A 22,427-nucleotide genomic window follows, 5' to 3' on the forward strand; every position below is an offset into this window, starting at 1 on the left:
CATTCCCTTATACAGAAGTGTCGTCACCATCGTCGTCGCGTAAGAGGCGCAATGTTTTTGCAGCGACATGAACTTCTCGGAGGCCGAGCCAGATGGTCTTTGCTCCGGGTTCGCCATCGCCCTTGCGGCCAAGGAAACCTCCCAGGCGCGCGATCAGTCGCAATACTTCGTTGAGCTTCGGTTGGGCCGGCGCTCGGGTTTTCGTGAGCAGGTAGGCGGAGCGAATTTCATCGGGATCGAAGAACAGGTGCGCGTCCAGATCCGGGCAGGTTCGTCCGAGCCGCATCAAATAAGCCACACGCCAAGCCACCACCAGAAACAGCGCTAACGCGCGCTCGAGCCGTTCGATCGTGCCCAACTGAAGCGCCTCGACACGGCACGCGTTCTTCAGGATGTTGAACAAGATTTCCACTTCCCAGCGCGCTCGATACCAATCGATCAGTTCGACTGCCTCCTCCACCGTGCTGGCCGTGCGATTGGTCAACAGACGCCATTCGATCGGCTTAACGCCCGCAGGAGCCTCGAACTCGCGCGCGACCAGGCACGTCGCAGCGATGCACTTGCCTTTGCCCGCGGGCAACTCCACGCGTTGCACCCACAGATGCTGGCGCACCGTGCGTGCTTTGACGCCATGGCGCGAAGCCATCGTGAAGGCGATTTGCCCGACAGCTTCCCCACGGCTCGTGCGCTCCCACAGCTTGTCTCCCTCCGGCAGGCAGCGATTATGAGCGGCTCGTACCAGCCAGTCTGCCGGCGTGCCCAGCTCCTGCGCTCGCAACATCAGCGACATCAGATCCGCTTCGCGCTCAGCCACATACACCAAACGCGTGGAGGGCAGGCTCGGCGCCATCTCAGCAATGCGCTCATAGCCCTCGATCCAGCGCAGACTTTCCTTGAGTCCGCCACGCTTGCCGGATTCGTCCTTCTTCTCCCGCGCCCACATCCACGCATCCAGAATGCCCAACGGCTCGCGCTGCGGGGTGACCGCGTAGGTCGGATGCAGATACATGCCCCGCTGGGCTTCATAGCTCAGTGGCCCGAGTCCGATCGCGCCTTGTCCGTTGAAATCCAGCTCTGATGTGTCCTGCACGCAGAGCACGACACGATGGGCCTGCATGCGCTCCTGCGTCTGCTGCCAATGTGGCTCCAAAATCGCATGCCATTCGACCTTGTCGTTGTCGAAGAAGCGGTACGCCGCCATCGTCTCGCCCCAGCCCTGGCATGCCTTGGGCACGCTGGCCATCGGGTCGGCCGCCATTCTTTCCATCAAAAGCCTCGCTCGCTTGTTCAGGCGCGCATCGCCGAGCTCGAGCTGTTTGAATTCCGTCTGGGTCCAGGGCGTCGATTCGGTGACCAATGCGTCCACTCAAAAAGCAAAAGTAAACGCGATCCGCTGAAAGTTTACAAGCGCAGCGCTACGTCATTGAAAGTAAACGCGTTCTTCCGCGCACGACGCCTTGGGCTACGAGATGTGTATAACCGGATGGGTATGGTGGGGCGAGGTCATTAAAGACCTGGTAGAAGCCGGGAAAATCACGGCAACTTTACCAGCGCAGCCCATTCATTTCGACGTTTTCCGCTGCCGGATAATTTTTATTACCCTTTACGGCGAAGTGTTCACGAATTAGAAATAGTTAATGATTGTGTTGCCAACTACGAATGTTGGCTCGCGAGATTAATGCATTGCTTAGCGCGCTGCTTTTTGCGCGCATAAATGAATATATTGAACGGGTTGACGTGACAGTTACGTCATTGGTTCAGGGTAATCCAAGAGCTCGTCGCGACTGACGGGGCCGAGCGTGAAAGTCGCTGCCGCATGACATGGGACTTTCACGCTTTCGAACGAATCAAGAACCGAAGTAAATGGGTTCCATACCGTCATTGGCATCCGGGCGAATCGAAGAGCGGATCTTGTTATCTACGCGATGCACAACCCGATCGATTGAATGAAGCGCACGATGTGAACCCGTCGCCGATGTGCCGTCCGGGGCGCCACCGTAGCTGGACGCGGCAGCGTCCTGCTGAGGCGCACTGGATTGAGCAAACGATACAGCGGGTACGGCGAGCACTGCGGCAACCACAACAGCTTGAATAAGCGATTTCATGATGAACCTCCAGTCTTGGTTTGGCGACGAACCGTTGTTCGAAGCCGGTAACCCAAGTGTAGTTAAGAGGTCTCTTAAAATTAAGGTCGGTACGCACAATTGGTTTTTGTGATTTTTAGGGGTAAACCCTTAATCGCTACTTTGCCAGATGGAGCGCGTGTTCCGTGGGAGGATGGACAGTGACCGGTTCAGTTGAGTCCGCCGGCCATCCGCGGATCACGAACCGGCAAGCCCGAGTCGAACGGCGACAAACCACAAAAACGCCGCAACGATGACTGCCGCGGCGGTCGCCAAAGCGATCTGCCGCTTGCATCGCGTCATTTGCTGCGAGGAGAGGTCGTGAGTGTCGCTCGATTTAGCCATTTTTGTGGCTCCCAGCGTGCGGTGATGTGAGGGTTTCCAGCATGACACGCTTTTGACCAGCCTGAATGCATGTGCGCCCGTGCGGCTGCGAGCGAGCAACGCTTTCTGAAATACGGTCGATTGCATTCGGAAAGCTCGGCGAATTCAGTTAATTCAACGATGTGTCGGAAAGACGAGCACTAACCCATGCTTAATTCAATCTCACCATAGCGAGTCCGATCTCGACGTGGCCAAAGCGGTAACGCGCCAATCGGTTGCATCGCGATTATTTGAGAATAGAAGATTATTTCAGAATAAAAACAAAAAGCCCAATCCGAGGATTGGGCTAATTTGCTTGATTCTGTTTGGTGCCGGAAAGAGGAATCGAACCCCCGACCTTCGCATTACGAATGCGCTGCTCTACCGTCTGAGCTATTCCGGCATCAGAGAAACGAGATTATAAGTACGTTTCCCCGAGTTTGGCAACACCCTGACCTCAATTAATTTCCGAGTGATAGCGCGTCACGCGTTCCACCTCGTTTTTCGATCCAAGGAACACCGGCACACGCTGATGCAGGTTGGTCGGAACGATGTCGAGGATGCGCTGCTCGCCATCCGTCGCGGCGCCGCCCGCCTGTTCGACGATGAACGCCATTGGGTTCGCTTCGTACAGCAGGCGCAACTTGCCCGGCCGATCGGGCGTGCGCTTGTCGGCGGGGTACATGAACACGCCGCCGCGGCTCAGGATACGGTGCACGTCTGCCACCATCGAAGCAATCCAGCGCATGTTGAAATCTTCCTTGCGCGGGCCGTCCTTGCCTTCGATCAACTCGTTCACATACTTTTGCACCGGCTCGTACCAGTGACGGCTATTCGATGCATTGATTGCGTACTCGCGCGTGTCGGCGGGAATCTGCATGTTGCTTTGCGTGAGTACCCACGATCCGAGTTCGCGGTCGAGCGTGAAGCAGTTCACGCCGTACCCGGTGGTCAGCACGAAAACCGTCTGCGGACCATAGACCGCATAGCCGGCCGCCACTTGCGCCGAACCCGGCTGCATGAATGCCTGTTCGCTCGGTTCCATGCCGTCCGGGCATCGCAGGACTGAAAAGATCGTGCCGATAGACACGTTCACGTCGATGTTCGACGAGCCGTCGAGCGGATCAAACGTGAGCAGGTAGTTGCCCTTCGGATATCGGTTCGGGATCGGGAAAATCTTTTCCATTTCCTCCGATGCCATCGCGGCCAGGTTGCCGCCCCATTCGTTGGCTTCGAGCAGGATTTCGTTCGAGAGAATATCGAGTTTCTTCTGCACTTCGCCCTGGACGTTTTCGCTGCCGGCGGTGCCCAGCGCTTCGCCCAACGCGCCCTTGCTCACTTGATAGCCGATCTGCTTGCACGCGCGCGCGATCACTTCGATCAACAATCGCAGGTCGGCGGGAAGATTTTGATGTTCGCGCTGCTGCTCGATCAGATACTTGGTGAGCGTCGTGCGGCGTGAAATAGATGATGGGGTCGACATTGCATTGGGCTCCGAGAGCGTTAGACGAATGCCTCAGATTCTACCCGCTTGGAATGTGTCTCCCGATGTCACAGCAATGTGGTGTACATTTAATGGAGTGTTGCGAGACGCCAATCCTGGTTGTCGCGCGGCGACGGCGCGTAAAAAAACCGGCGCCGTAGCGCCGGTTTTTGTGAGCCGCGGTATCGAATTAAGCCTTAATCCTCAAGTCAGCCCAGCGCTTTTTCCACAATCTCCCGTACATCGCGCGATTTCACCTTCGACGCTACCTGTTCCAGCGCCGCATGCGCCTTGTCCCGCAAGGCCGGCGAGTATCGGCGCCATTGTTCGAGCGTACGAGCCAGGCGTGCGGCCACCTGAGGATTCATCGCGTCGAGCGCCGTGACCTGTTCGGCCCAGAACGCATAACCAGAACCATCGGCGGCGTGGAATTGCGCTGGATTGGCACCGCAGAAGCTGAAAATCAGCGAGCGGGCGCGATTCGGATTTTTCAGCGTGAACGCCGGGTGTTGCATCAGCTTGCGCACGACCTCGAGCACATTGCGCTTCGGTCCACCGCGTTGCGTGGCCTGCAGCGCGAACCATTTGTCGATGACCAGCGGCTCCTTTTCGAAACGCTGGTAGAAATCGCCAAGGGCCGCATCGGCCACGGCTGTATCGACGGAACCTGACGCGCCCGCCGTCAGCAATGCCGACAACGCAGCCGACCGGTCCGTCATGTTGTTCGCGGCGTCGTACTGCGCGCTCGCCAGTTCGATTGCGCGGGTGGGATCGTCGAGTTGGCTCAGATAGACGAGCGCAAGATTCTTCAGCCCGCGCTTGCCGGCGTCGTCCGGTGTCGCGCGATATTCGCCCGGCGTGCGGTTCGCTTCGTACACGGCGAGCCAACGGTCGCACAGGCCCGTGGCGAGGCGGCGGCTTACGAACACACGAGCGGCGTGAACGGCGGCGGGATCCGACACAGCCATCTGTTCGGCCAGATATCCCTCGGACGGCAACATCAGCGCCAGTTCCTGGAATGCCGGCGTGAGCGTGCTGTCGTCGAGAACTTGGGCGAATGCGGATACCACCTGGTCGTCGAGCGTCAGTTCCTCACGTTTCGATGCCCGGTCCGCCAGCGCAAGCAATTCGCGCGTGGCGAGGCGCTGGCCCGCTTCCCACCGGTTGAACGGGTCGCTGTCATGAGCCAGCAGAAACGCGAGCTGTTCGTTGGTGTAGTCGTAATCGACCACCACCGGTGCCGAAAAATTGCGCAGCAATGAGGGCAGCGGTTCTTCGGCGACGTCGGCGAACGTGAAGGTTTGTTCTTGTTCCGTGAACTCCAGCACGCGCGTAGTGCCCTGCGGTTCCTTCTCGCCGTCAAGCGTCAACGGCAGGTCGGCGCCGTTCTTGCCAATCAGGCCGACCGAAAATGGAATCAGCAGCGGACCCTTTTGAGTTTCGCGCGCGGCCTCGGACGCCTCGCCGTAGCCTTGCGTGAGCGTCAGCGAGTAACGCTTCGCGGCTGCGTCGTAACGCGTGCGCACCGTGATCCTGGGCGTGCCCGCCTGACTGTACCAGCGCTCGAATTGCGCGAGATCGCGGCCATTTGCATCGGCCATGGCGTGACGGAAGTCGTCGCAGGTGACCGCTTGGCCATCGTGACGCTGGAAATACAGGTCCATGCCGCGCCGGAAACCGTCGCGCCCGAGCAGCGTCTGGTACATACGCACGACTTCCGAGCCTTTTTCATAGACGGTCATCGTGTAGAAGTTGTTGATCTCGACGTAGCTTTCCGGGCGTACCGGATGCGCCATTGGACCCGCGTCTTCGGCGAACTGCATCTGGCGCAGCACGCGGACGTCGTCAATCCGTTTGGTGGCGCGCGCCGCGTCGCTGGCTGCGCCCGGTTCGAGCCCGGCGGCCATGTCGGCGGAGAATTCCTGGTCGCGGAATACAGTCAGGCCTTCCTTCAGGCTCAATTGGAACCAGTCGCGGCAGGTCACGCGGTTGCCCGTCCAGTTGTGGAAATATTCATGGCCGACCACCGCTTCAATATTGCCGAAATCCACGTCTGTAGCCGTTTCGGGATTCGCGAGCACGTACTTCGTATTGAAGATGTTCAAGCCCTTGTTTTCCATCGCGCCCATATTGAAGTCGCTCACGGCAACAATCATGAAGCGGTCCAGGTCGAGCTCCAGCCCAAAGCGCCGTTCGTCCCATTCGATGGAATGAACCAGCGAATCCATGGCGTGTTGCGTCTTGTCCAGATCGTGAGGTTCGACCCACACCTGAAGCAGTTTTTCCTTGCCCGAACCGGTCTTCATGCGCTGTTCGAGCTTGACGAGCTTGCCGGCCACCAGCGCGAACAGGTAGCTTGGTTTCTTGAACGGGTCTTCCCAGCGCGCAAAGTGCCGGCCGTCTTCCAGGTCGCCTTCTTCAATCAGGTTTCCGTTGGACAGCAGCACCGGATACGCTTCTTTGTTCGCCCGCAACGTGACCGTGTACGTGGCCATGACGTCGGGCCGGTCGAGGAAGTACGTAATGCGCCGGAAGCCCTCGGCCTCACATTGCGTAAAGAAATTGCCGCCGGATACATATAGACCCGACAAGGTCGTGTTTTCGGCCGGATTGCACGCGCTTTCCAGCGTCAATTCGAACGCGTCGGGAATATTGCTCACCGACAAACCGTTCTCAGTAACGCGGACATCCGCATGCGGGCGCCCGTCGACCGTGGCGCCAATGAACTCCATCTGCTCGCCAAGCAACTCCAGCGACGCGGCAGGCGCGGCGTCCGGGTTACGGCGCAGGCGCATGGTGTTACGCACTAGCGTGCGTTCGGGGACGAGATCGAATTCGAGCGCAACGGTATCAATCAGGAAGGCGGGCGGCGTGTAGTCGGCACGGCGGATTACAGCAGGTGCGGTCGAGTTGGGCATGGTGGACATGGCGGTTCTGATTGAGTTGAGCGGGTGCCTTTGCTTTCCAGGCGGCCTTGTGTCGGACCATTGTACAAAGGCTCGCGGGATCGTGTGCTCGATTTGGGGTCGGCCGAATGGCCTGCTTCTCGAACTTCACCTGTCTGCGACGGTCTTTAAACAGATGGAGTCAGCCGTCTTTCGTACGGTGCATGCGACTCTTCAGGGTTGTTGTTTTACACATCACATCGCAATCAAGATCAACAAGACGAATGAGGTCGGCCATGACGTTGGGACGGTGGTACGGGGAGTGGAAGGGCGCGGCGCGCGTGCTGCTGGTAGCGGGTTTCGCGTTGCTCGGGGGTTGTACGACCTATGTTCAGACGCAGGTGGCGGCGTTCTCCGACTGGTCCGGGACCGACGCCACGCGGACCTACGCGTTCGTGCGCTCGGCGCCACAGCAAAACAGCATTGAACAGAAGACGTATGAAGTGCTCGCCGCAAACGAACTCGCCACGCACTCGTTCAAGCAGGTGCCCGATGCCGGCGCGCGTTATCTTGTGGAACTGTCCTACTCCATTCGCGGCGACATGGTTACCGTGCGCCAGCCTGTCTACTACGATCCGTGGCCTATGTACGGCGGCTGGTACGGCCGGCCGTACGGATGGGGTGGATACGGCGGGTGGGGAGCGTGGGGCGGTTGGGACATGGGGCCGACGGGTTATGTCGACCAAAGCTACCCAATCTTCGTGCACTCGCTGCAGATCCGCATGACCGAGCGCGAAAGCGGGCGCGAGGTGTACAAAGTGACCGCGAGCAATTCAGGCGGCGAATCGTCGCTGGTTCGCGCCATGCCGTATCTCGTCCGTAGTGCGCTCGCGAATTTTCCGCTGGGTAACGGCACCGTGCGCACGGTGAAAATCTCGCTCGATAGAACCGGCGGTGTCAGCAATGAAGCGCCGGTTTCGGTCGGGACGAACGAGAAGGCCGCCGCTCCAGCGCCAGTCGCAGCACCGGTGCCCGTGCAGTAGCCGTTAAGCCGATGCGTTTCCAGAAAATCCGGTTCAGCAAAATTTACCGTTACGATGACGGGTTGCCCGATCCGGTCACCGCCGCCATTGTGTCCGCGATACGCTCGAATTCCGGTTAAAAATCTGCCTTATTGCGGGCGTATGGCAGCGTGCCCTTGTATGCAATTAAATTCGAAACGAGATATATTTCGAGGATGAACAAACCCCGCAACGCTAAACACCATACGCTTCCTGAGCCCGCAACCTGGGATGCGCGGCTCGCCCGGCGCCTCGTTACACCGCTCGTTAGCACCCCCGTTACACCGAACCACCTAACCACTCTGCGCCTGCTGATTGGCATTGCCGGCGCGTATTACCTGTCGGTCGGCAGTTTTTGGTTATGCAGCCTGGGCGCATTGCTGATCGCGCTGTCCAATTTCGTCGACCATACGGACGGCGAACTCGCGCGAATCAGCGGGCAATCGAGCAAAATCGGTCATTTTTACGATCTCGCGTGTGATTCGGTGGTGACCGTGCTGCTGTTCGTCGGTCTCGGGTTTTATGTGAGCGGTCATCATCCGGCGATGATTGTGTCGGCCGAATGGCTTGGCGCTATTGCGGGTGTCGCTGTTGCGCTGATCTTCTTCCTGCGGATGCGGATTGAATCCATGGCGGGCAAGAGCGGCACGAAGCAGGCGTCCATGGCGGGTTTCGAGACCGAAGACGTCTTGTATCTGCTGCCGGCGGTGACGCTGCTCAACGGCATGACGCCGTTCCTCGTGGCGGCCTCCATTGGTGCACCGCTGTTTGCTGTGTGGGTCGTCGTGGATTACCAGCACGCACTGCGGCGTTTCGCCCGGGCCACGGCACTTAACAAAGATGCTGATACTCAAGATCAGGATTTGCAGGCTGTTCAATGAGTTCTTCTGTCGATTCCTTATCCCCTCGTGCGGTTGGCGGCCATTCCGCTGAGCGCAAGAGCTCTCACGCTCTCGACGAAACCCTGGCCGCGCATCTTCAGCGCGTATTGCCCGGGCGGCAGACTGCGAAGCTGCACGAAACGTTCGATAACCAGGGCGCGTTCCTGTACCTGGACGACTTTCTGCCGCGCGAGTTCACCGAGAAGCTGGTTGCCGCTGTCCAGGCCGTCACGCCCGCAATCAACCGCAATTATTTGCCGGGGCACAAGCAGGGCGGCAGCGTCAGCCGTCACGCGATCGACGAGCTCGCGCCGTTTATCGCCGACTTGTACCGGTCACCGGCACTGATTAGCTGGCTCGAAAAAATTAGCGGCGACACGCTTCAGGAGTCGCCGGCTGACGATCCGCACGCGTACGCGCTGTATTTCTATACGAAGGCGGGCGACCATATCGGCTGGCACTACGATACGTCGTACTACGAAGGCCGCCGTTATACCTTGCTGCTTGGTGTGAAGGACGATTCGTCGTGCCGTCTCGACTATGAACTGCACACGCGCACGCCTGAGATTCCCGATCAGCCGGGTTCAGTGCAAATTCCGCCGGGCGGGCTGGTTTTCTTCGATGGCGACAAACTGCGCCATCGCGTCACGCCTGCGCGCGCGAACGAATTCCGCGTGTCGCTGACCTTCGAGTACGTCACGAATCCGAACATGCGGCCGTGGCAGCGTTTCATCTCGAACATGAAAGACTCGATCGCGTACTTCGGCTTCGGGCAGGTTTTCCGCCGCAAAGGCGGGAAGAACGGCGCAGCATGAGCCGCGCCGGAACGGTCCTCCTGTCGCTCGGCGTGGTGTTGTTCATCGCGCTGCTCGGCTGGCAGGGCTTCGGTTCCGTCGCGACCGCGCTCGCGGCCGCAGGCTGGGGTCTGCTCGCGGTGGCGGTGTTTCATGTGCTGCCTGTCGTGATCGACGCGCTGGCTATCGAAACGCTCTTTCCCCGCAATGAACGCGATGTCACCTTCCGCGACGCGCTGTTCGCGCGCTGGACCGGTGAGTCGGTGAATAGCCTGATGCCGGCCGGACAGATCGGCGGCCCCATGCTGATGGTGCGTTATCTGTCGCAGCGCGGCATGCGGGCGCGCGACGCGGCGGCGGTCATCACCGTCAGCACGACCATGCAATCCGTCGGACAAATGATCTTCGCGATGATCGGACTCGCGCTGCTGAGCAGCTATGCGTCGGGCGTGGGCATGCTGCTGCCGGTGCTGATCGTGATCGTGGCGTGCTCGCTGATGGTCGTCGGGTTCTTCTTCGCACAACGCAAGGGTTTGTTCGGCCGCGCGACCCGTTTCGCTTCGCAATTCGCCGCGCGCTTTTCGAAGAAGCGCGACTGGTCGTCGCTCGTGTCGCGTGCGGAAGCGGTCGACACCGCTGTGCTCGATCTCTACAAGAAGCCCGGACCGGTCGCGGCAAGTTTTGCGCTGAGTCTTCTGGGCTGGTTCGTGGGCACGGGCGAAGTGTGGCTTGCGCTGCACTTGCTGGGCTCGCCGGTTGGCTGGGGCGAAGCGTTGATGCTGGAAAGCCTGGGCCAGGCCATTCGGGGCGCGGCGTTCTTCATTCCGGGTTCGCTGGGTGTGCAGGAGGGCGGCTACTTGCTGCTCGCGCGTCTGATTGGCTTGCCGCCGGAGGCCGCGCTCGCGCTTTCGTTGGCCAAGCGCGCACGGGAATTACTGCTCGGCTTGCCGGGTATCATTTATCTACATTTCGCTGAAAAGGGCTGGCAGCGCCGTCGTCTCGCGCGCGTGCCGGATATCGAATAAAGCATCATCCATAGGATCAACATGCGCGCAATTATTCTTGCCGCCGGGATGGGTTTGCGCCTGGTTCAGCCGGAAGGGCAGCAAAAGCCGAAGTGCCTGCTGCGTTTTGGCGAGTCGTCGCTGCTCGAACGTCATCTTCAATTGCTGAAGACGGCTGGCGTCGATGAAATCGTCTTTGTGCTCGGCTTTAAGCATGAACAGGTGGAAGCGGAACTTGCCGCGATCGACTGGAAACCGCGTACGGAAGTGGTCGTGAATCGCGAGTTTTCGCTCGGCAGCGTGCTGTCCGTGCACACGGCGGCCGAAGCGCTGACGCGTGGCGGCGACGTGTTGCTGATGGACGCCGACGTACTCTACGACGAACGTATTCTCGAGCCGCTGGTGGCGGGCGCGGGACCGGTGAACCGCTTGCTGATCGACCGTGATTTCGAAGCCGGCGATGAACCCGTGAAGCTGTGTGTGGCGAATGGCGTGCCGGTGGAATTGCGCAAGCAAGTGCTGGCTGACCTGCAATTCGACGTGATCGGCGAGTCGGTCGGATTTTTCCGCTTCGATGAAACCGCCGCACGGCGCCTGGCCGAACTCGTGGCGGGTTATGTCGAAACGGGCCGCGCGAACTTGCCGCATGAAGAAGCCGTGCGTGATTTGCTGCTGGAACGCAGCCAGGTGTTCGACGTGGCCGATGTAACCGGCGCACCATGGATTGAAATCGATTTTCAGAACGACGTTAAACGCGCGGCCGACGAAGTCTTGCCGCAACTGCGTCAGCTTGCAGGAGCTCTACGATGAACGCACCGTATCAACTACCAGCAGCCTATGCCCGCAGCCTTCGCCTGCGCGAGATGTTGCAAAGCAATCAACTCGAATTTTTGATGGAAGCGCACAACGGCTTGTCTGCACGCATTGTGAAGGAAGCCGGTTTCAAGGCAATCTGGGGATCGGGTCTCACGATCTCCGCGCAGTACGGCGTACGCGACAACAACGAAGCGAGTTGGACCCAGGTGGTCGACACGCTCGAATTCATGGCGGACGCTAGCGACCTGCCTATCCTGCTCGATGGCGACACCGGCTACGGCAACTTCAACAACGTTCGTCGGCTCGTAAAAAAGCTGGAGCAGCGCGGCATTGCCGGCGTATGTATCGAAGACAAGCAGTTTCCGAAGACCAATAGTTTTCTCAACGGCGAGCGTCAGCCGCTCGCCGAGATGGACGAGTTCTGCGGCAAGATCAAGGCCGGTAAGGACTCGCAAAGCGATCCGAATTTCTCCATCGTCGCACGCGTGGAAGCGTTGATCGCGGGCTGGGGCATGGAAGAAGCGCTGAAGCGCGCCGAGGCTTATCGCCAGGCCGGCGCGGACGCCATCCTGATTCACAGCAAGCTGTCCAAGCCGGACGAAATTCTCACGTTCGCGCGTGAATGGGCCGGCCGCGGCCCGCTCGTGATCGTGCCGACCAAGTACTACAGCACGCCGACCGACGTGTTCCGCCAAGCCGGCATCAGCACGGTGATCTGGGCGAACCATTTGCTGCGCGGCGCAGCGTCGACCATGCAGGCCATCGCTAAGGAAATTCACAGCAGCGAGACGCTCGTGAACGTGGAAGACCGCGTGGCGACGGTGAACGAAATCTTCCGTCTGCAAGACGCCGAGGAATATTCAACTGCCGAGAGCGTGTATTTGTCGTCGGCGAGTGCATCGCGCAATGCTGTCGTGCTCGCGGCAAGCCGGGGCGCGGGGCTGGAAGCCGTTACCGCCGATAAACCCAAGGTCATGCTGCCGATCGCAGGCAAGCCGCTCTTGCGCCGTCTGGTCGAGGCGTTCAAGAAAGAAGGCATCAACGACATTACGGTGGTCGGCGGTTATCGCGCCGATGCCATCGATACATCGGGCATCCGGTTGGTCGTGAACGAGAAGCACGAGAAGACGGGCGAACTGGCGTCGCTGGCATGCGCCGCGAAATCGTTCACCGCCGACACCGTGATCTCGTACGGCGACCTCTTGTTCCGCAGCTACATTCTTCGCGATCTGGTGGAAACGGAAAGCGATTTCTGCGTAGTCGTGGATTCGTCGCAGACGCCCGCTGCCGGGGTGGTATCGACGGATTTTGCTTATTGCTCGACCGCGGACGACCGGGCGTTGTTCGGTCAGAAAGTATGGCTCGAAAGCGTGACGAGTTCAGCCGGTCCCGCAAACTCGAAGACGCCGCAAGGCCGCTGGATGGGCCTGCTGAACGTACGCGGCGCGGGGCGTGAACGCCTGGTCGCCATGCTCGAAACGCTGCAGCAACGCGATGACTTCGACAAGCTCGACATGGCCGCGCTGCTCAACGCGCTGGTCGCCGCCGACGAAAAGATCGAAGTGCAGTACGTGCACGGTCACTGGCGCGGCGTGAACGACCTTGATGAGTTGCGTCAGGCCGGCGATTTCGCCCACGGACAAGCGCCGTACGGATCGAACGGCTCGGGCTCCTCGGAGGCCGGCGCGTGATCGAAGCTGCGCAATTTGTCGAAGCCGCGCGCGAGCGGGGTTTCGATTGGTACGCGGGCGTGCCGTGCTCTTATCTGACGCCGTTTATCAATTACGTGCTGCAGGACGAGTCGCTGAATTACGTGTCGGCGGCCAATGAGGGCGATGCCGTCGCGTTGATCGCGGGGGTGGCGCTGGGCGCGTCGGGCGTGCATAAAGCGCGTCGAGGCATTTCGATGATGCAGAACTCCGGGCTTGGCAACGCGGTCAGCCCGCTGACGTCGTTGACGTGGACGTTCAGGCTGCCGCAATTGCTGATCGTCACATGGCGCGGTCAGCCGGGTGTCGCCGATGAACCTCAGCACGCGTTGATGGGGCCCGTCACGCCGGCCATGCTCGACACCATGGAGATTCCGTGGGAGTTGTTCCCGACCCAAGCCGATGCAATCGGACCCGCGCTCGATCGCGCGACCGCGCATATGGACAGCACTGGGCGTCCGTACGCGCTCGTGATGCAGAAGGGCAGCGTTGCACCGTACAAGTTGAACAAGAAAGGCTTGAGCGGCGTGCGTCAGCGCGCGTTGAACGAGCGCGCCGAGGTTGAGTCGTTTGAAAGTGCAGGCGAACGTGTATCGCGTCACGACGCCTTGCAGCGCGTGATTGCGCATACGCCGAAAGAGTCGACGGTCGTGCTGGCATCGACGGGATTTTGCGGACGGGAACTCTACGCTATCGATGACCGCGAGAACCAGGTGTACCTGGTCGGATCCATGGGATGCGTCACGCCGATGGCGCTTGGCCTGGCGTTGTCGCGGCCTGACCTGAACGTGGTTGCGCTCGACGGCGACGGTGCCGCGCTGATGCGCATGGGCGTGTTCGCCACGCTCGGCGCTTACGGCCCGGCCAATCTCACGCACTTGCTGCTGGACAACGGCGCGCATGAATCGACCGGTGGTCAGGCGACGGTGTCGCAAGGCGTCGAGTTCGCGCGGATCGCTTCAGCATGCGGTTACGCGCTGGCGCTGGATGGCGACGATCCGAGCGTCATCGATCGGTTGTTCGAGGCGAAGGACGTCGATGGTGTGCGTTTTGCGAGGCTGTCGATCAGCACCGGCACGCCAGACGATCTGCCGCGCCCGAAGATCACGCCGGAAGACGTGCGTCGCCGGTTGCAAACGCACATTGGACGCTAGGCTGTCGCGCTGATCTTGCTTCGGATGTCACGTTGTTCACCCAAAGGCCGCACCAACTCGATGTTGGCGCGGCCTTTGACTTGGCGGACGCCTGTTAATCGTGACTGACCGTGGCGAATTGCGGTAAATCGGGCTTGCAGAAGATCGCGGTGATAAAAGGCGCGACGCGACGAATCACGGCGTCGCTGCCGGCCGCGCGGACCTTTTGCTTGACCGATTCTTCCCCGCCGATCACAACAGCGCCATAAGCCGAATCGGCAATGGGATCGCCGTTGCCCTGCTTGAAAATCGCGTCATTCTTCTGGAAACCGACCACCGCGAATACGCCGAAATCGAACGCGGTGAGATGGCTATCGCGGGTTGGTTTAAACGCGTTGATTGAATTGGGCTCCACGCGCATGGGAGTGATTTCTATCGCGTGGTTTTCCTGAAGCGGCGCGATGAACGCATGCGCGGTCGATTTACAGTCGAGTTGAGCATCCAGCGCGTAGGCCGAAGCGTGCGCGGACGATGCTCCAATCAGGATGAGTAAGCCGATGCGGACGGCTTGTACGAGTGGCTTCATGTTTCCAATCCGCGCGCCTGTGAAGGACGCGACGTACGCACGTGGCGTTGCGAAAAGCCTAGACTTTAGCCGGAAGCAGAAAAGTGTGCTTAACCAAGTGCTTGGAGCGCGTCCGGCGGAGCGGCGCGGGGAGCGGGTTCCGTTTGGTTTGAAGCGAATCCTGTGAGTATGTAATCCTCAGCGGATTTAAGGTGAGCTGTGCTAATGGGTTCGAAAAATTCCGCAACCCACTTCTTCGATAAAGATAGTTGCGCGAATCAAAGCGTCCGCGCCGTTGCGGGCCCGCCGCCAGAGTTCACGTCAAGCCGCTGCCAACTCCGGTACCGTCCCGCGTCGCGCGTCTCTCCGATGCACGCATTTCCCCGCCGCATACGTCTCGAACACGGCGCGGTCGTCGCCGAGCATCGCGAACGCGAACAGCAGTTCTTCCAGCGATTCCGCACGCGAAGTCCGGCGATCAAGCAGTGGCGTTCCAGCCGGATCCAGCACCACAAAATCCGCCTCGCTGCCGGGCTTGAGCGTCCCGACGCGGTCCGCCATGTCGAGCACTTCAGCCGCGCCCGTAGTCGCCAGCCAGAACATGCGCGCGGCGGTCAGGTGATGCCCGGTCAGCCGCGCGATCTTGTGGGCTTCGCCCATGGTTTGCAGCATCGAAAACGTGGTGCCGCCGCCGACGTCGGTTGCAAGCGCCACCGGCATCTTCGCCGCGCCCGCTTTTTCGATATCGAACAGCCCACTGCCGAGGAATAAATTCGATGTCGGGCAATGCGACGCCACCGCGCCGGTTTCAGCCATGCGCTGGCGGTCGGTATCGTCGAGATAGATGCAGTGACCGTACACCGCGCGCTGACGCAGTAAATCATAGTGATCGTAGATATCCAGATAGCTCCGATGTCCCGGAAACAGGCTTTCCACCCACTTGATCTCGTCGGTGTTTTCGGCAACGTGGCTCTGGATGTACACGTCCTGGTGCTTGCGCGCGAGCACCGCGCAGGCTTCAAGTTGCGCCTCCGTCGACGTCGGCGCAAAACGCGGCGTCAGCGCGTATTCCTGCCGGCCGCGGCCATGCCAGCGCGCGATGAGTTCAGCGCTGTCGTCGTAGCCCGATTGCGCGGTGTCCTGCAAATACTCCGGACAGTTGCGATCCATCAGCACCTTGCCCGCGATCATGCGCAGGTCGCGCGACTCGCTCTCGCTAAAGAATGCATCGGCGGATTGCTTGTGGACCGTGCAATACACGAGCGCCGTGGTCGTGCCGCAAGCCAGCAGTTCATCGATGAAAAACCTCGCCGTCTCGCGCGCGTACGCCGGGTCTTCGAACTTGCGCTCGGTCGGAAACGTGTACGTGTTCAACCATGGCAACAACCCCGGCGCAGGGGAGGCGATCATGTCGGTCTGCGGATAGTGAATGTGCGAGTCGATGAAACCCGGCACGATCAACTTGTCCCGCAAGTCCTGCCGGATTGCATCGGGCGCGACGGCGTCATGCAGCGCCGAATACGCGCCCGCCGCCACCACGCGGCCATCTTGCACCAGCAACAAGCCGTCCGTTTCATACACGGCGTTGTCATCGGAAAAAGCGGGATCGTCGCGGAAAGTCAGTAACTGCGCGCGGTAAGCGGTTTGAGTCATGGTGAAACGTCTCCAGTAAAGCGGGTCAGCGCCCTTATAGCTGTGTCAACAACAGCAACGACAGCGCGGCGACAATCCACATCGCCGGCTTGATTTCTTTTCTGCGGCCGGTGAACGACTTGATCACGACAAATGCAAGGAAGCCGTACGCAATGCCATCGGTGATCGAGTACGTCAGCGGGATCAGGATCATCGCGAGAAAGGCGGGAATGGCCTCGTCGAAGCGGCCCCATTCAATCTTCGTGATCGACTCCATCATGAACACACCAACCAGCACGAGCGCGGGCGCGGTTGCAATGGCGGGCACCAGCGAAAGCAGCGGCGAGAGGAACAGGAAGGGCAGGAAACACAGGCCGGCGACGACCGCGACCAGCCCCGTGCGGCCGCCCGCCGAAATGCCCGCCGCGGATTCGATGTACGCATTCGCCGGGCTCGTGCCAAGCGGCGCGGAGACCAGCGCGGCGAAGGAATCGACCATCATCGACTGGCGGATGTTGCGCGGGTTGCCGTCTTTATCGAAGAGCTTGCCGGCTTCCGAGATCGCCATGAAGGTGGAGAGCGCGTCGAAGAAGGACGTGAACAGCATCACGAAAATAAACGGCCAGTAGATCACCTTCAGCGAGCCGAGCAGGTCCAGTTGGCCGACGGCCGAGAAGTCCGGCGCGGAGAACAAACCGTTCCAGTTCACGAGCGTTTTGGTCGCAATGGCGGCTGGCCAGTAAGCGGTGCCGTCGCCCCAGAAACGGCCGATGGGAATCGCAATCACAGTCGTGAAAATGATGCCGATCATCAACGCGCCGGTTACTTTTCGTGCAACCAGAATCGTGGTCACGGCGAGGCCGATCAGGAACGTGATGACCACCGGATTCAGCGATGCCGAATGCACGATCGTCACCGGATCGCTGACAACAAACTTCGCGTTGACCAGTCCGATCAGGCTGATAAACAGTCCGATGCCGCACGACACCGCATGCCGCAGGTTCGCCGGAATTGCATCGACGACCAGCTTGCGCGCGTTGAACGCCGCGAGCACCGCGAAGATCACGCCGGCCCAGAACACGCAGCCGAGCGCGGTCTGCCACGGCATCTTGCCGCTATGAACCATCACGAACGCGAACAGCGCGTTCATGCCCATGCCGGGCGCGACGAGCACAGGGTTGCGCGCGTAGAGGCCCATCGCGCAACTGCCGAGGAAACTGACAATGACGGTGGCCGTCAGCGCTGCGGGAAATGGCACGCCTGCCTGCGACAAGATGCCGGGATTGACGACGATGATGTACATCGCCGTGAGGAAGGTCGTGATGCCCGCAACTATCTCGGTCTTCGTGCGCGAACCCGCCGCACGGATGCCGAAGAAACGCTCGAGCGTGGTGCTGTCGTTGGTAATGGTCGCCATGACGTTCTCGCTCAAGCCGCTTGCCCGTTGTACCAATAGGCATCGAGTTTCGCGACCATCGCGTTACGTTCCGCATCCGTCACGAACGACGCTTCGAGGCTGTTCTTCAGCAGCGTGTAACACTCGGCATCGTTGAGATTCAAGGCGTCGAGAATCGCGAAGTAATTAGCGTTCACGTAGCCGCCGAAATACGCGGGGTCGTCGGAGTTGATCATTACCGCCACGCCCTGATCCAGCAGCGCCTTGAGCGTGTGTTTTGCCATGTCGTCGAACACGCGCAGCTTCAGGTTCGACAGCGGGCAGACGGTCAGTGCGATGCGGGCATCGGCGAGACGGGCGACAAGCGCGGCGTCCTCCATGCTGCGCACGCCGTGATCAACACGGTCCACTTTCAGCACGTCGAGCGCTTCGTACACGTACGCAGGCGGCCCTTCCTCGCCTGCGTGCGCCACGAGCTTCAGGCCCTTCTCACGCGCTTTCGCGAACACACGCGCGAACTTCGAAGGCGGATGGCCGCGTTCAGAAGAATCCAGCCCGACACCAATCAGCCGATGCTTGTATTGATCGAACAAGGGCAACGCTTCATCGAACGTTTTAAGCGCGTCTTCTTCCGGCAGATGACGCAGGAAACACAGGATCAGCTTGCTCGTCAAACCGCGCCGCTCACCTTCAGCCAGCGCGCTTTCGATACCCGCAACCGCCGTGGCAATCGAAACACCGCGTTCCGTGTGCGTCTGCGGATCGAAGAAAATTTCGGTGTGCGTGACATGATCGGCGAGCGCACGTTCAACGTAGGCCAGGGTCATGTCGTGGAAATCGCGCTCGTGCAGCAGCACGCTTGCGCCTGCGTAGTAAATGTCGAGGAACGATTGGAGGTCGGTGAACGCGTAAGCCGCGCGCAATGCGTCGATAGAGTCGTACGCGAGCGTCACCCCATTGCGTTTTGCGAGTTCGAAGATCAACTCGGGTTCGAGCGAACCCTCAATGTGAATGTGAAGTTCGGCTTTGGGCGCGCGAGCGATTTTGTCAGCGAGAGTGGAATTCATACTTGTTTTGTGCTTTAAAAGGTCTGATCACGCGGTTTGCGGATGCTGCGCGGAATTGTAGCCGTGCGCGGCGCGTTCCTCGACCTTCTGCAGCAACTGAGCGGCGACTGATACGGCAATCATTTCAGGCGCTTTATCGACAATGCCGGGTACGCCGATGGGGCAAGTCATGCGCCCGATCAACATGGCGTCCAGCCCTCGCGATGCCAGCCGGCGCTCGAACAGCACCTTCTTCGTATGCGAGCCGATCATGCCGAAGAACGCAAAATCTCCGCGCTTGAGAATGCGCTCGGCAAGTTCGAGATCGAGCGCGTGGTTGTGCGTCATCACCAAAAAGTAACTATTGGCCGGCGCTTCATCCACGGCGGCTTCCGGGATTCCGCTGGCGTCCAGCGTGACGTTTGGGGGGATCCCGTCCATCGGCGGGAATGTTTCATCGCGTTCGTCCACCCACACCACGCGGCAAGGCAAATTCGCGAGCACCCTGACGAGCGCCGCGCCCACATGGCCAGCACCGAACAGCACCACCGGAAAGTCGCGTACCGCGATGGTTTCGGTCAGCAGCGAGCCGCTTTCGTCGAAACCTGCGCCGTCCCAGAGCAGGCAATCGGGGCCGGTTACACCGGGTTCCGGGTCGGAGATCATCACCCCGTCCGGAATCGGGCCGAAGCCGACGCTGCGCACCGTGGATAACCCCTGTGCCATGCGTTTGTTCAACGATGTGACCCAGGCGAGATCGCCGATATCCAACCGTTCAAACGCCACCACGACCGCGCCGCCACAGCATTGACCGAGGCTTGGGCCGAGCGCGAAACGCTCGAGCCGCCGCATGTGCGGACTGCGCGCGCCGTCCTTGAGCACTTGCCGCGCGGTTTCAATCGCCTTCCATTCCAGATGACCGCCGCCGATGGTATGGCGTGCATCGTCGCGTGTGACGATCATCTTCGTGCCCGCTTCGCGCGGCGCCGAGCCTTCCACGCGCGCGACCGTCACCAGCACGACGGGATCGCCGTGTGCGAGGAGGTGTTGCAGATCGTGCAGCCAGGCTTGCATTAATAGGCCTCTCTAAAGGCTAGTTGACCGGTACAGGCTGGGCGATGTCCGGCGCCGTCGCGGCTTGAGTTTTCGCGGCCTGTGCGTCCAGTGCGTTCAGGATCGATTCCGGCGTGGCCGGCGCGCGCAGTACGGGCGCGTCGGTTGAATCCGGCGCGACCGATGCCACCGCGGCGCGAATAGCCAGCAACACCGAGAAACCGAGCAGCAACGGCGGTTCGCCCACGGCTTTCGACCGGAACACGGTTGGCTCGATGTTCTGATTTTCGTAGAGCGCGACGTTCATCGCGGCGGGAATGTCGCTCACCGATGGAATCTTGTACGTCGACGGCGCGTGCGTCATCAGGCGGCCGTCACGATTCCACCAGAGTTCTTCGGTTGTCAGCCAGCCCATGCCCTGGACAAAACCGCCTTCCACCTGGCCGATATCGAGCGCCGGGTTGATCGACTGCCCCGCGTCGTGGAGAATGTCCGCGCGCAACAAACGCCACTCGCCGGTGAGCGTATCCACGACCACTTCCGAGACCGCCGCGCCATACGCGAAGTAGTAGAAGGGCTGGCCGGTCAGCGTTTTCGAATCCCAGTTGACCTTGGGCGTGGCGTAAAAACCATCCGACCACAACTGCACGCGCGACAAGTAGGCCGCGCCGACCAGTTGATCGAACGGCATCTGGCCGCCATTCGACTCGACCACGCCATCGTGAAAACGCACGTCTTCCACGCGTCCGCCGAGCTGCTTCGCGGCGAGTTCAGCGAGCCGTCCGCGAATGGTGAGCGCCGCGGCTTCGGCCGCCTTGCCGTTCAGGTCGCTGCCGGTGGACGCAGCAGTCGCCGATGTATTCGCGACCTTCGAGGTATCGGTGGCGCTGACCCGCACACGCGATAACGGCACGCCCAGCGTATTCGCCACGACCTGCGCGACCTTCGTGTTCAAGCCTTGGCCCATCTCGGTGCCGCCGTGATTGACGAGCGCGGAGCCGTCTTTATAGACGTGCACCAGCGCGCCGGCCTGGTTCAGGAACGGCACGTTGAACGAGATGCCGAACTTGACCGGCGTGAACGCGATGCCCCGCTTGAGCACCGGACTCGTTGCATTGAATGCGGCAATCGCGTTGCGTCGCGGCTCATACGCACTCGATGCCAGCAGTTCGTCCGTCAGCGGCGCGATGATGTTGTCTTCCACGGTCTGGCCGTAGGGCGTGACATTGCGCTCGGTGATGCCGTAGTAGTTCACGCGGCGGATATCGACGGGATCGCGCTTCAGCCGATGCGCGATTTCATCCATCATGATTTCCATTACCAGCGCGCCTTGCGGTCCGCCGAAACCGCGGAACGCCGTGTTCGATTGCGTGTTGGTGCGGCAGCAGAGCGCGGTGATATCGACGTCCTGCAGGTAATACGCGTTGTCGAAGTGACAGACGGCGCGCGTGGCCACCGCGCCCGACAAATCCGCCGAATAACCCGCGCGCAACGCCATTTCCACACGCGCGCCTTGCAAGCGGCCGTCGTCATCGAAACCGGCTTCGTAGGTGTAGATCGCGTCGTGGCGTTTGCCGGTGATCATGAAGTCGTCGTCACGATCCGCACGCAGTTTCACCGGCCGATGCAGCAAATGCGCAGCCAGCGAAGCGATGCACGCAAAGATGCCCGACTGCGATTCCTTGCCGCCAAATCCGCCGCCCATCCGCCGGCATTCGCAGATGACGTTGTGCGTCGGCCAGTCGAGCATATGCGCGACCAGATGCTGCATTTCGCTCGGATGCTGCGTGGAACTGTAGACGAGCATGCCGTCCAGTTCCTTTGGAATGGCATACGCGATCTGCCCTTCGAGATAGAACTGCTCCTGTCCGCCAACCTCGAATTCGCCCTGCAACCGATGCGCCGCCGACGCGATTTTTCCATCCGGATCGCCGCGCTTCAAATGCAGCGGCGGCAGCACGAACTGCTGTTTCGCTTTCGCATCGCGCGGCGTCAGGGTGGCTTCGCGCGGTTCGTATCGGATCACTTCTTCGCTCTTCGCCAGCGCTGCTGCGCGGCGCGCGAGATCGTGCGTTTCCGCGATCACGACGAACACCGGTTGGCCCAGGTACAGCACTTCGTCTTTCGCGAGGATCGGGTCGTCGTGGAGCACGGGACCGCAATTGTTCTCGCCGGGGATGTCGTCGGCGGTGAACACCGCGATCACGCCGGGCGCGGCCAGAACGAGGTCGAGATTGATCGAGACAATGCGCGCATGCGCATGCCGCGACAGACCAAGCGCCGCGTGCAGCGTGCCACGCAATTCGCCGATGTCATCAACGTACGTCGCTTCGCCGCTCACATGCAGCGTCGCCGATTCGTGCGGCAAGCCGACGCCAATGGCTGCGGGCTCCGGCTTTTTTGCGCCGGCGTGCAGCGCGAGTGCATCGGCGGCGGCACGGTCGATATGGTGTGGATCGGTACGCTTGTTCATCGCGTGGTCC

At 60.5% G+C, this 22,427-nt stretch carries 18 protein-coding genes and 1 tRNA gene; 7 read left to right on the forward strand and 12 right to left on the reverse strand.

The features are described from left to right. Nucleotides 1–7: 7 nt before the first annotated feature. From ACMX25_RS02280 to pepN, 6 genes are all read right to left on the reverse strand, one after another. Nucleotides 8–1,366, reverse strand: a complete 1,359-nt coding sequence (locus ACMX25_RS02280) for an IS4 family transposase (RefSeq protein ID WP_462686290.1) — start codon at nt 1,364–1,366, stop codon at nt 8–10. Nucleotides 1,367–1,847: 481 nt separating this feature from the next. Continuing rightward, on the reverse strand, nt 1,848–2,105 hold the full coding sequence (locus tag ACMX25_RS02285) for a hypothetical protein (protein ID WP_414947949.1): 258 nt from the start codon (nt 2,103–2,105) through the stop codon (nt 1,848–1,850). 216 nt (nt 2,106–2,321) lie between these two features. Next, the gene (locus ACMX25_RS02290; RefSeq protein WP_414947950.1) at nt 2,322–2,468 is read right to left on the reverse strand and encodes a hypothetical protein; all 147 of its coding nucleotides are present in this window, start codon (nt 2,466–2,468) and stop codon (nt 2,322–2,324) included. Between the two features lie 345 nt (nt 2,469–2,813). Beyond that, a tRNA-Thr gene (locus ACMX25_RS02295) sits at nt 2,814–2,889 on the reverse strand. Between the two features lie 54 nt (nt 2,890–2,943). After that, entirely contained in the window at nt 2,944–3,969 is a 1,026-nt protein-coding gene (locus ACMX25_RS02300) for a class 1 fructose-bisphosphatase (protein WP_414947951.1), read from the reverse strand. 209 nt (nt 3,970–4,178) lie between these two features. Then, nucleotides 4,179–6,887 carry an aminopeptidase N gene (pepN, locus tag ACMX25_RS02305; RefSeq protein ID WP_414948294.1) on the reverse strand — a complete coding sequence of 903 codons (2,709 nt, stop codon included), beginning with the start codon at nt 6,885–6,887 and terminating at the stop codon, nt 4,179–4,181. 263 nt (nt 6,888–7,150) lie between these two features. Here pepN and ACMX25_RS02310 point away from each other — a divergent pair, with 263 nt between their 5' ends. The 7 genes from ACMX25_RS02310 (at nt 7,151) to aepY (ending at nt 14,273) form a co-directional block, all read left to right on the forward strand. Further along, the gene (locus ACMX25_RS02310; protein WP_414947952.1) at nt 7,151–7,897 is read left to right on the forward strand and encodes a DUF4136 domain-containing protein; all 747 of its coding nucleotides are present in this window, start codon (nt 7,151–7,153) and stop codon (nt 7,895–7,897) included. Between the two features lie 194 nt (nt 7,898–8,091). Then, entirely contained in the window at nt 8,092–8,796 is a 705-nt protein-coding gene (locus ACMX25_RS02315) for a CDP-alcohol phosphatidyltransferase family protein (protein ID WP_414947953.1), read from the forward strand. Next, entirely contained in the window at nt 8,793–9,611 is an 819-nt protein-coding gene (locus tag ACMX25_RS02320; RefSeq protein WP_414947954.1) for a HalD/BesD family halogenase, read from the forward strand. The genes ACMX25_RS02315 and ACMX25_RS02320 overlap by 4 nt, the downstream gene beginning before the upstream one ends. Continuing rightward, on the forward strand, nt 9,608–10,615 hold the full coding sequence (locus tag ACMX25_RS02325; RefSeq protein WP_414947955.1) for a flippase-like domain-containing protein: 1,008 nt from the start codon (nt 9,608–9,610) through the stop codon (nt 10,613–10,615). The genes ACMX25_RS02320 and ACMX25_RS02325 overlap by 4 nt, the downstream gene beginning before the upstream one ends. A 21-nt stretch (nt 10,616–10,636) precedes the next feature. Beyond that, nucleotides 10,637–11,404: a phosphocholine cytidylyltransferase family protein gene (locus tag ACMX25_RS02330; protein WP_414947956.1), complete on the forward strand. Its 768-nt coding sequence runs from the start codon at nt 10,637–10,639 to the stop codon at nt 11,402–11,404. Then, nucleotides 11,401–13,101: a phosphoenolpyruvate mutase gene (gene aepX, locus ACMX25_RS02335; RefSeq protein WP_414947957.1), complete on the forward strand. Its 1,701-nt coding sequence runs from the start codon at nt 11,401–11,403 to the stop codon at nt 13,099–13,101. Before ACMX25_RS02330 ends, aepX begins: the two co-directional genes overlap by 4 nt. After that, nucleotides 13,098–14,273, forward strand: a complete 1,176-nt coding sequence (gene aepY, locus ACMX25_RS02340; protein WP_414947958.1) for a phosphonopyruvate decarboxylase — start codon at nt 13,098–13,100, stop codon at nt 14,271–14,273. Before aepX ends, aepY begins: the two co-directional genes overlap by 4 nt. A 94-nt stretch (nt 14,274–14,367) precedes the next feature. On the opposite strand, the gene ACMX25_RS02345 is transcribed toward aepY, so the two are convergent. From ACMX25_RS02345 to xdhB, 6 genes are all read right to left on the reverse strand, one after another. After that, on the reverse strand, nt 14,368–14,838 hold the full coding sequence (locus ACMX25_RS02345; protein ID WP_414947959.1) for a hypothetical protein: 471 nt from the start codon (nt 14,836–14,838) through the stop codon (nt 14,368–14,370). 300 nt (nt 14,839–15,138) lie between these two features. Next, on the reverse strand, nt 15,139–16,470 hold the full coding sequence (gene guaD / locus ACMX25_RS02350) for a guanine deaminase (RefSeq protein ID WP_414947960.1): 1,332 nt from the start codon (nt 16,468–16,470) through the stop codon (nt 15,139–15,141). A gap of 34 nt (nt 16,471–16,504) precedes the next feature. Further along, a complete protein-coding gene (locus tag ACMX25_RS02355) occupies nt 16,505–17,866 on the reverse strand; it encodes an NCS2 family permease (protein WP_414947961.1) in 1,362 nt (453 codons plus the stop codon). 11 nt (nt 17,867–17,877) lie between these two features. Continuing rightward, the gene (locus ACMX25_RS02360) at nt 17,878–18,912 is read right to left on the reverse strand and encodes an adenosine deaminase (protein WP_414947962.1); all 1,035 of its coding nucleotides are present in this window, start codon (nt 18,910–18,912) and stop codon (nt 17,878–17,880) included. Nucleotides 18,913–18,939: 27 nt separating this feature from the next. After that, a complete protein-coding gene (gene xdhC, locus ACMX25_RS02365) occupies nt 18,940–19,965 on the reverse strand; it encodes a xanthine dehydrogenase accessory protein XdhC (RefSeq protein WP_414947963.1) in 1,026 nt (341 codons plus the stop codon). A 19-nt stretch (nt 19,966–19,984) separates the two neighbouring features. Next, nucleotides 19,985–22,417, reverse strand: a complete 2,433-nt coding sequence (gene xdhB, locus ACMX25_RS02370) for a xanthine dehydrogenase molybdopterin binding subunit (RefSeq protein ID WP_414947964.1) — start codon at nt 22,415–22,417, stop codon at nt 19,985–19,987. Between the last annotated feature and the right edge of the window lie 10 nt (nt 22,418–22,427).

The organism is Caballeronia eucalypticola (assembly GCF_047608185.1).
GTDB lineage: Bacteria > Pseudomonadota > Gammaproteobacteria > Burkholderiales > Burkholderiaceae > Caballeronia.

What these genes read in the sequence shown, in the direction of transcription:
- ACMX25_RS02285 (WP_414947949.1), bottom strand. Translation starts at nt 2,105, where the DNA reads ATGAAATCGCTTATTCAAGCTGTTGTGGTTGCCGCAGTGCTCGCCGTA.
- ACMX25_RS02290 (WP_414947950.1), bottom strand. Translation starts at nt 2,468, where the DNA reads ATGGCTAAATCGAGCGACACTCACGACCTCTCCTCGCAGCAAATGACG.
- ACMX25_RS02300 (WP_414947951.1), bottom strand. Translation starts at nt 3,969, where the DNA reads ATGTCGACCCCATCATCTATTTCACGCCGCACGACGCTCACCAAGTAT.
- pepN (WP_414948294.1), bottom strand. Translation starts at nt 6,887, where the DNA reads ATGCCCAACTCGACCGCACCTGCTGTAATCCGCCGTGCCGACTACACG.
- ACMX25_RS02310 (WP_414947952.1), top strand. Translation starts at nt 7,151, where the DNA reads ATGACGTTGGGACGGTGGTACGGGGAGTGGAAGGGCGCGGCGCGCGTG.
- ACMX25_RS02315 (WP_414947953.1), top strand. Translation starts at nt 8,092, where the DNA reads ATGAACAAACCCCGCAACGCTAAACACCATACGCTTCCTGAGCCCGCA.
- ACMX25_RS02320 (WP_414947954.1), top strand. Translation starts at nt 8,793, where the DNA reads ATGAGTTCTTCTGTCGATTCCTTATCCCCTCGTGCGGTTGGCGGCCAT.
- ACMX25_RS02325 (WP_414947955.1), top strand. Translation starts at nt 9,608, where the DNA reads ATGAGCCGCGCCGGAACGGTCCTCCTGTCGCTCGGCGTGGTGTTGTTC.
- ACMX25_RS02330 (WP_414947956.1), top strand. Translation starts at nt 10,637, where the DNA reads ATGCGCGCAATTATTCTTGCCGCCGGGATGGGTTTGCGCCTGGTTCAG.
- aepX (WP_414947957.1), top strand. Translation starts at nt 11,401, where the DNA reads ATGAACGCACCGTATCAACTACCAGCAGCCTATGCCCGCAGCCTTCGC.
- ACMX25_RS02345 (WP_414947959.1), bottom strand. Translation starts at nt 14,838, where the DNA reads ATGAAGCCACTCGTACAAGCCGTCCGCATCGGCTTACTCATCCTGATT.
- guaD (WP_414947960.1), bottom strand. Translation starts at nt 16,470, where the DNA reads ATGACTCAAACCGCTTACCGCGCGCAGTTACTGACTTTCCGCGACGAT.
- ACMX25_RS02355 (WP_414947961.1), bottom strand. Translation starts at nt 17,866, where the DNA reads ATGGCGACCATTACCAACGACAGCACCACGCTCGAGCGTTTCTTCGGC.
- ACMX25_RS02360 (WP_414947962.1), bottom strand. Translation starts at nt 18,912, where the DNA reads ATGAATTCCACTCTCGCTGACAAAATCGCTCGCGCGCCCAAAGCCGAA.
- xdhC (WP_414947963.1), bottom strand. Translation starts at nt 19,965, where the DNA reads ATGCAAGCCTGGCTGCACGATCTGCAACACCTCCTCGCACACGGCGAT.
- xdhB (WP_414947964.1), bottom strand. Translation starts at nt 22,417, where the DNA reads ATGAACAAGCGTACCGATCCACACCATATCGACCGTGCCGCCGCCGAT.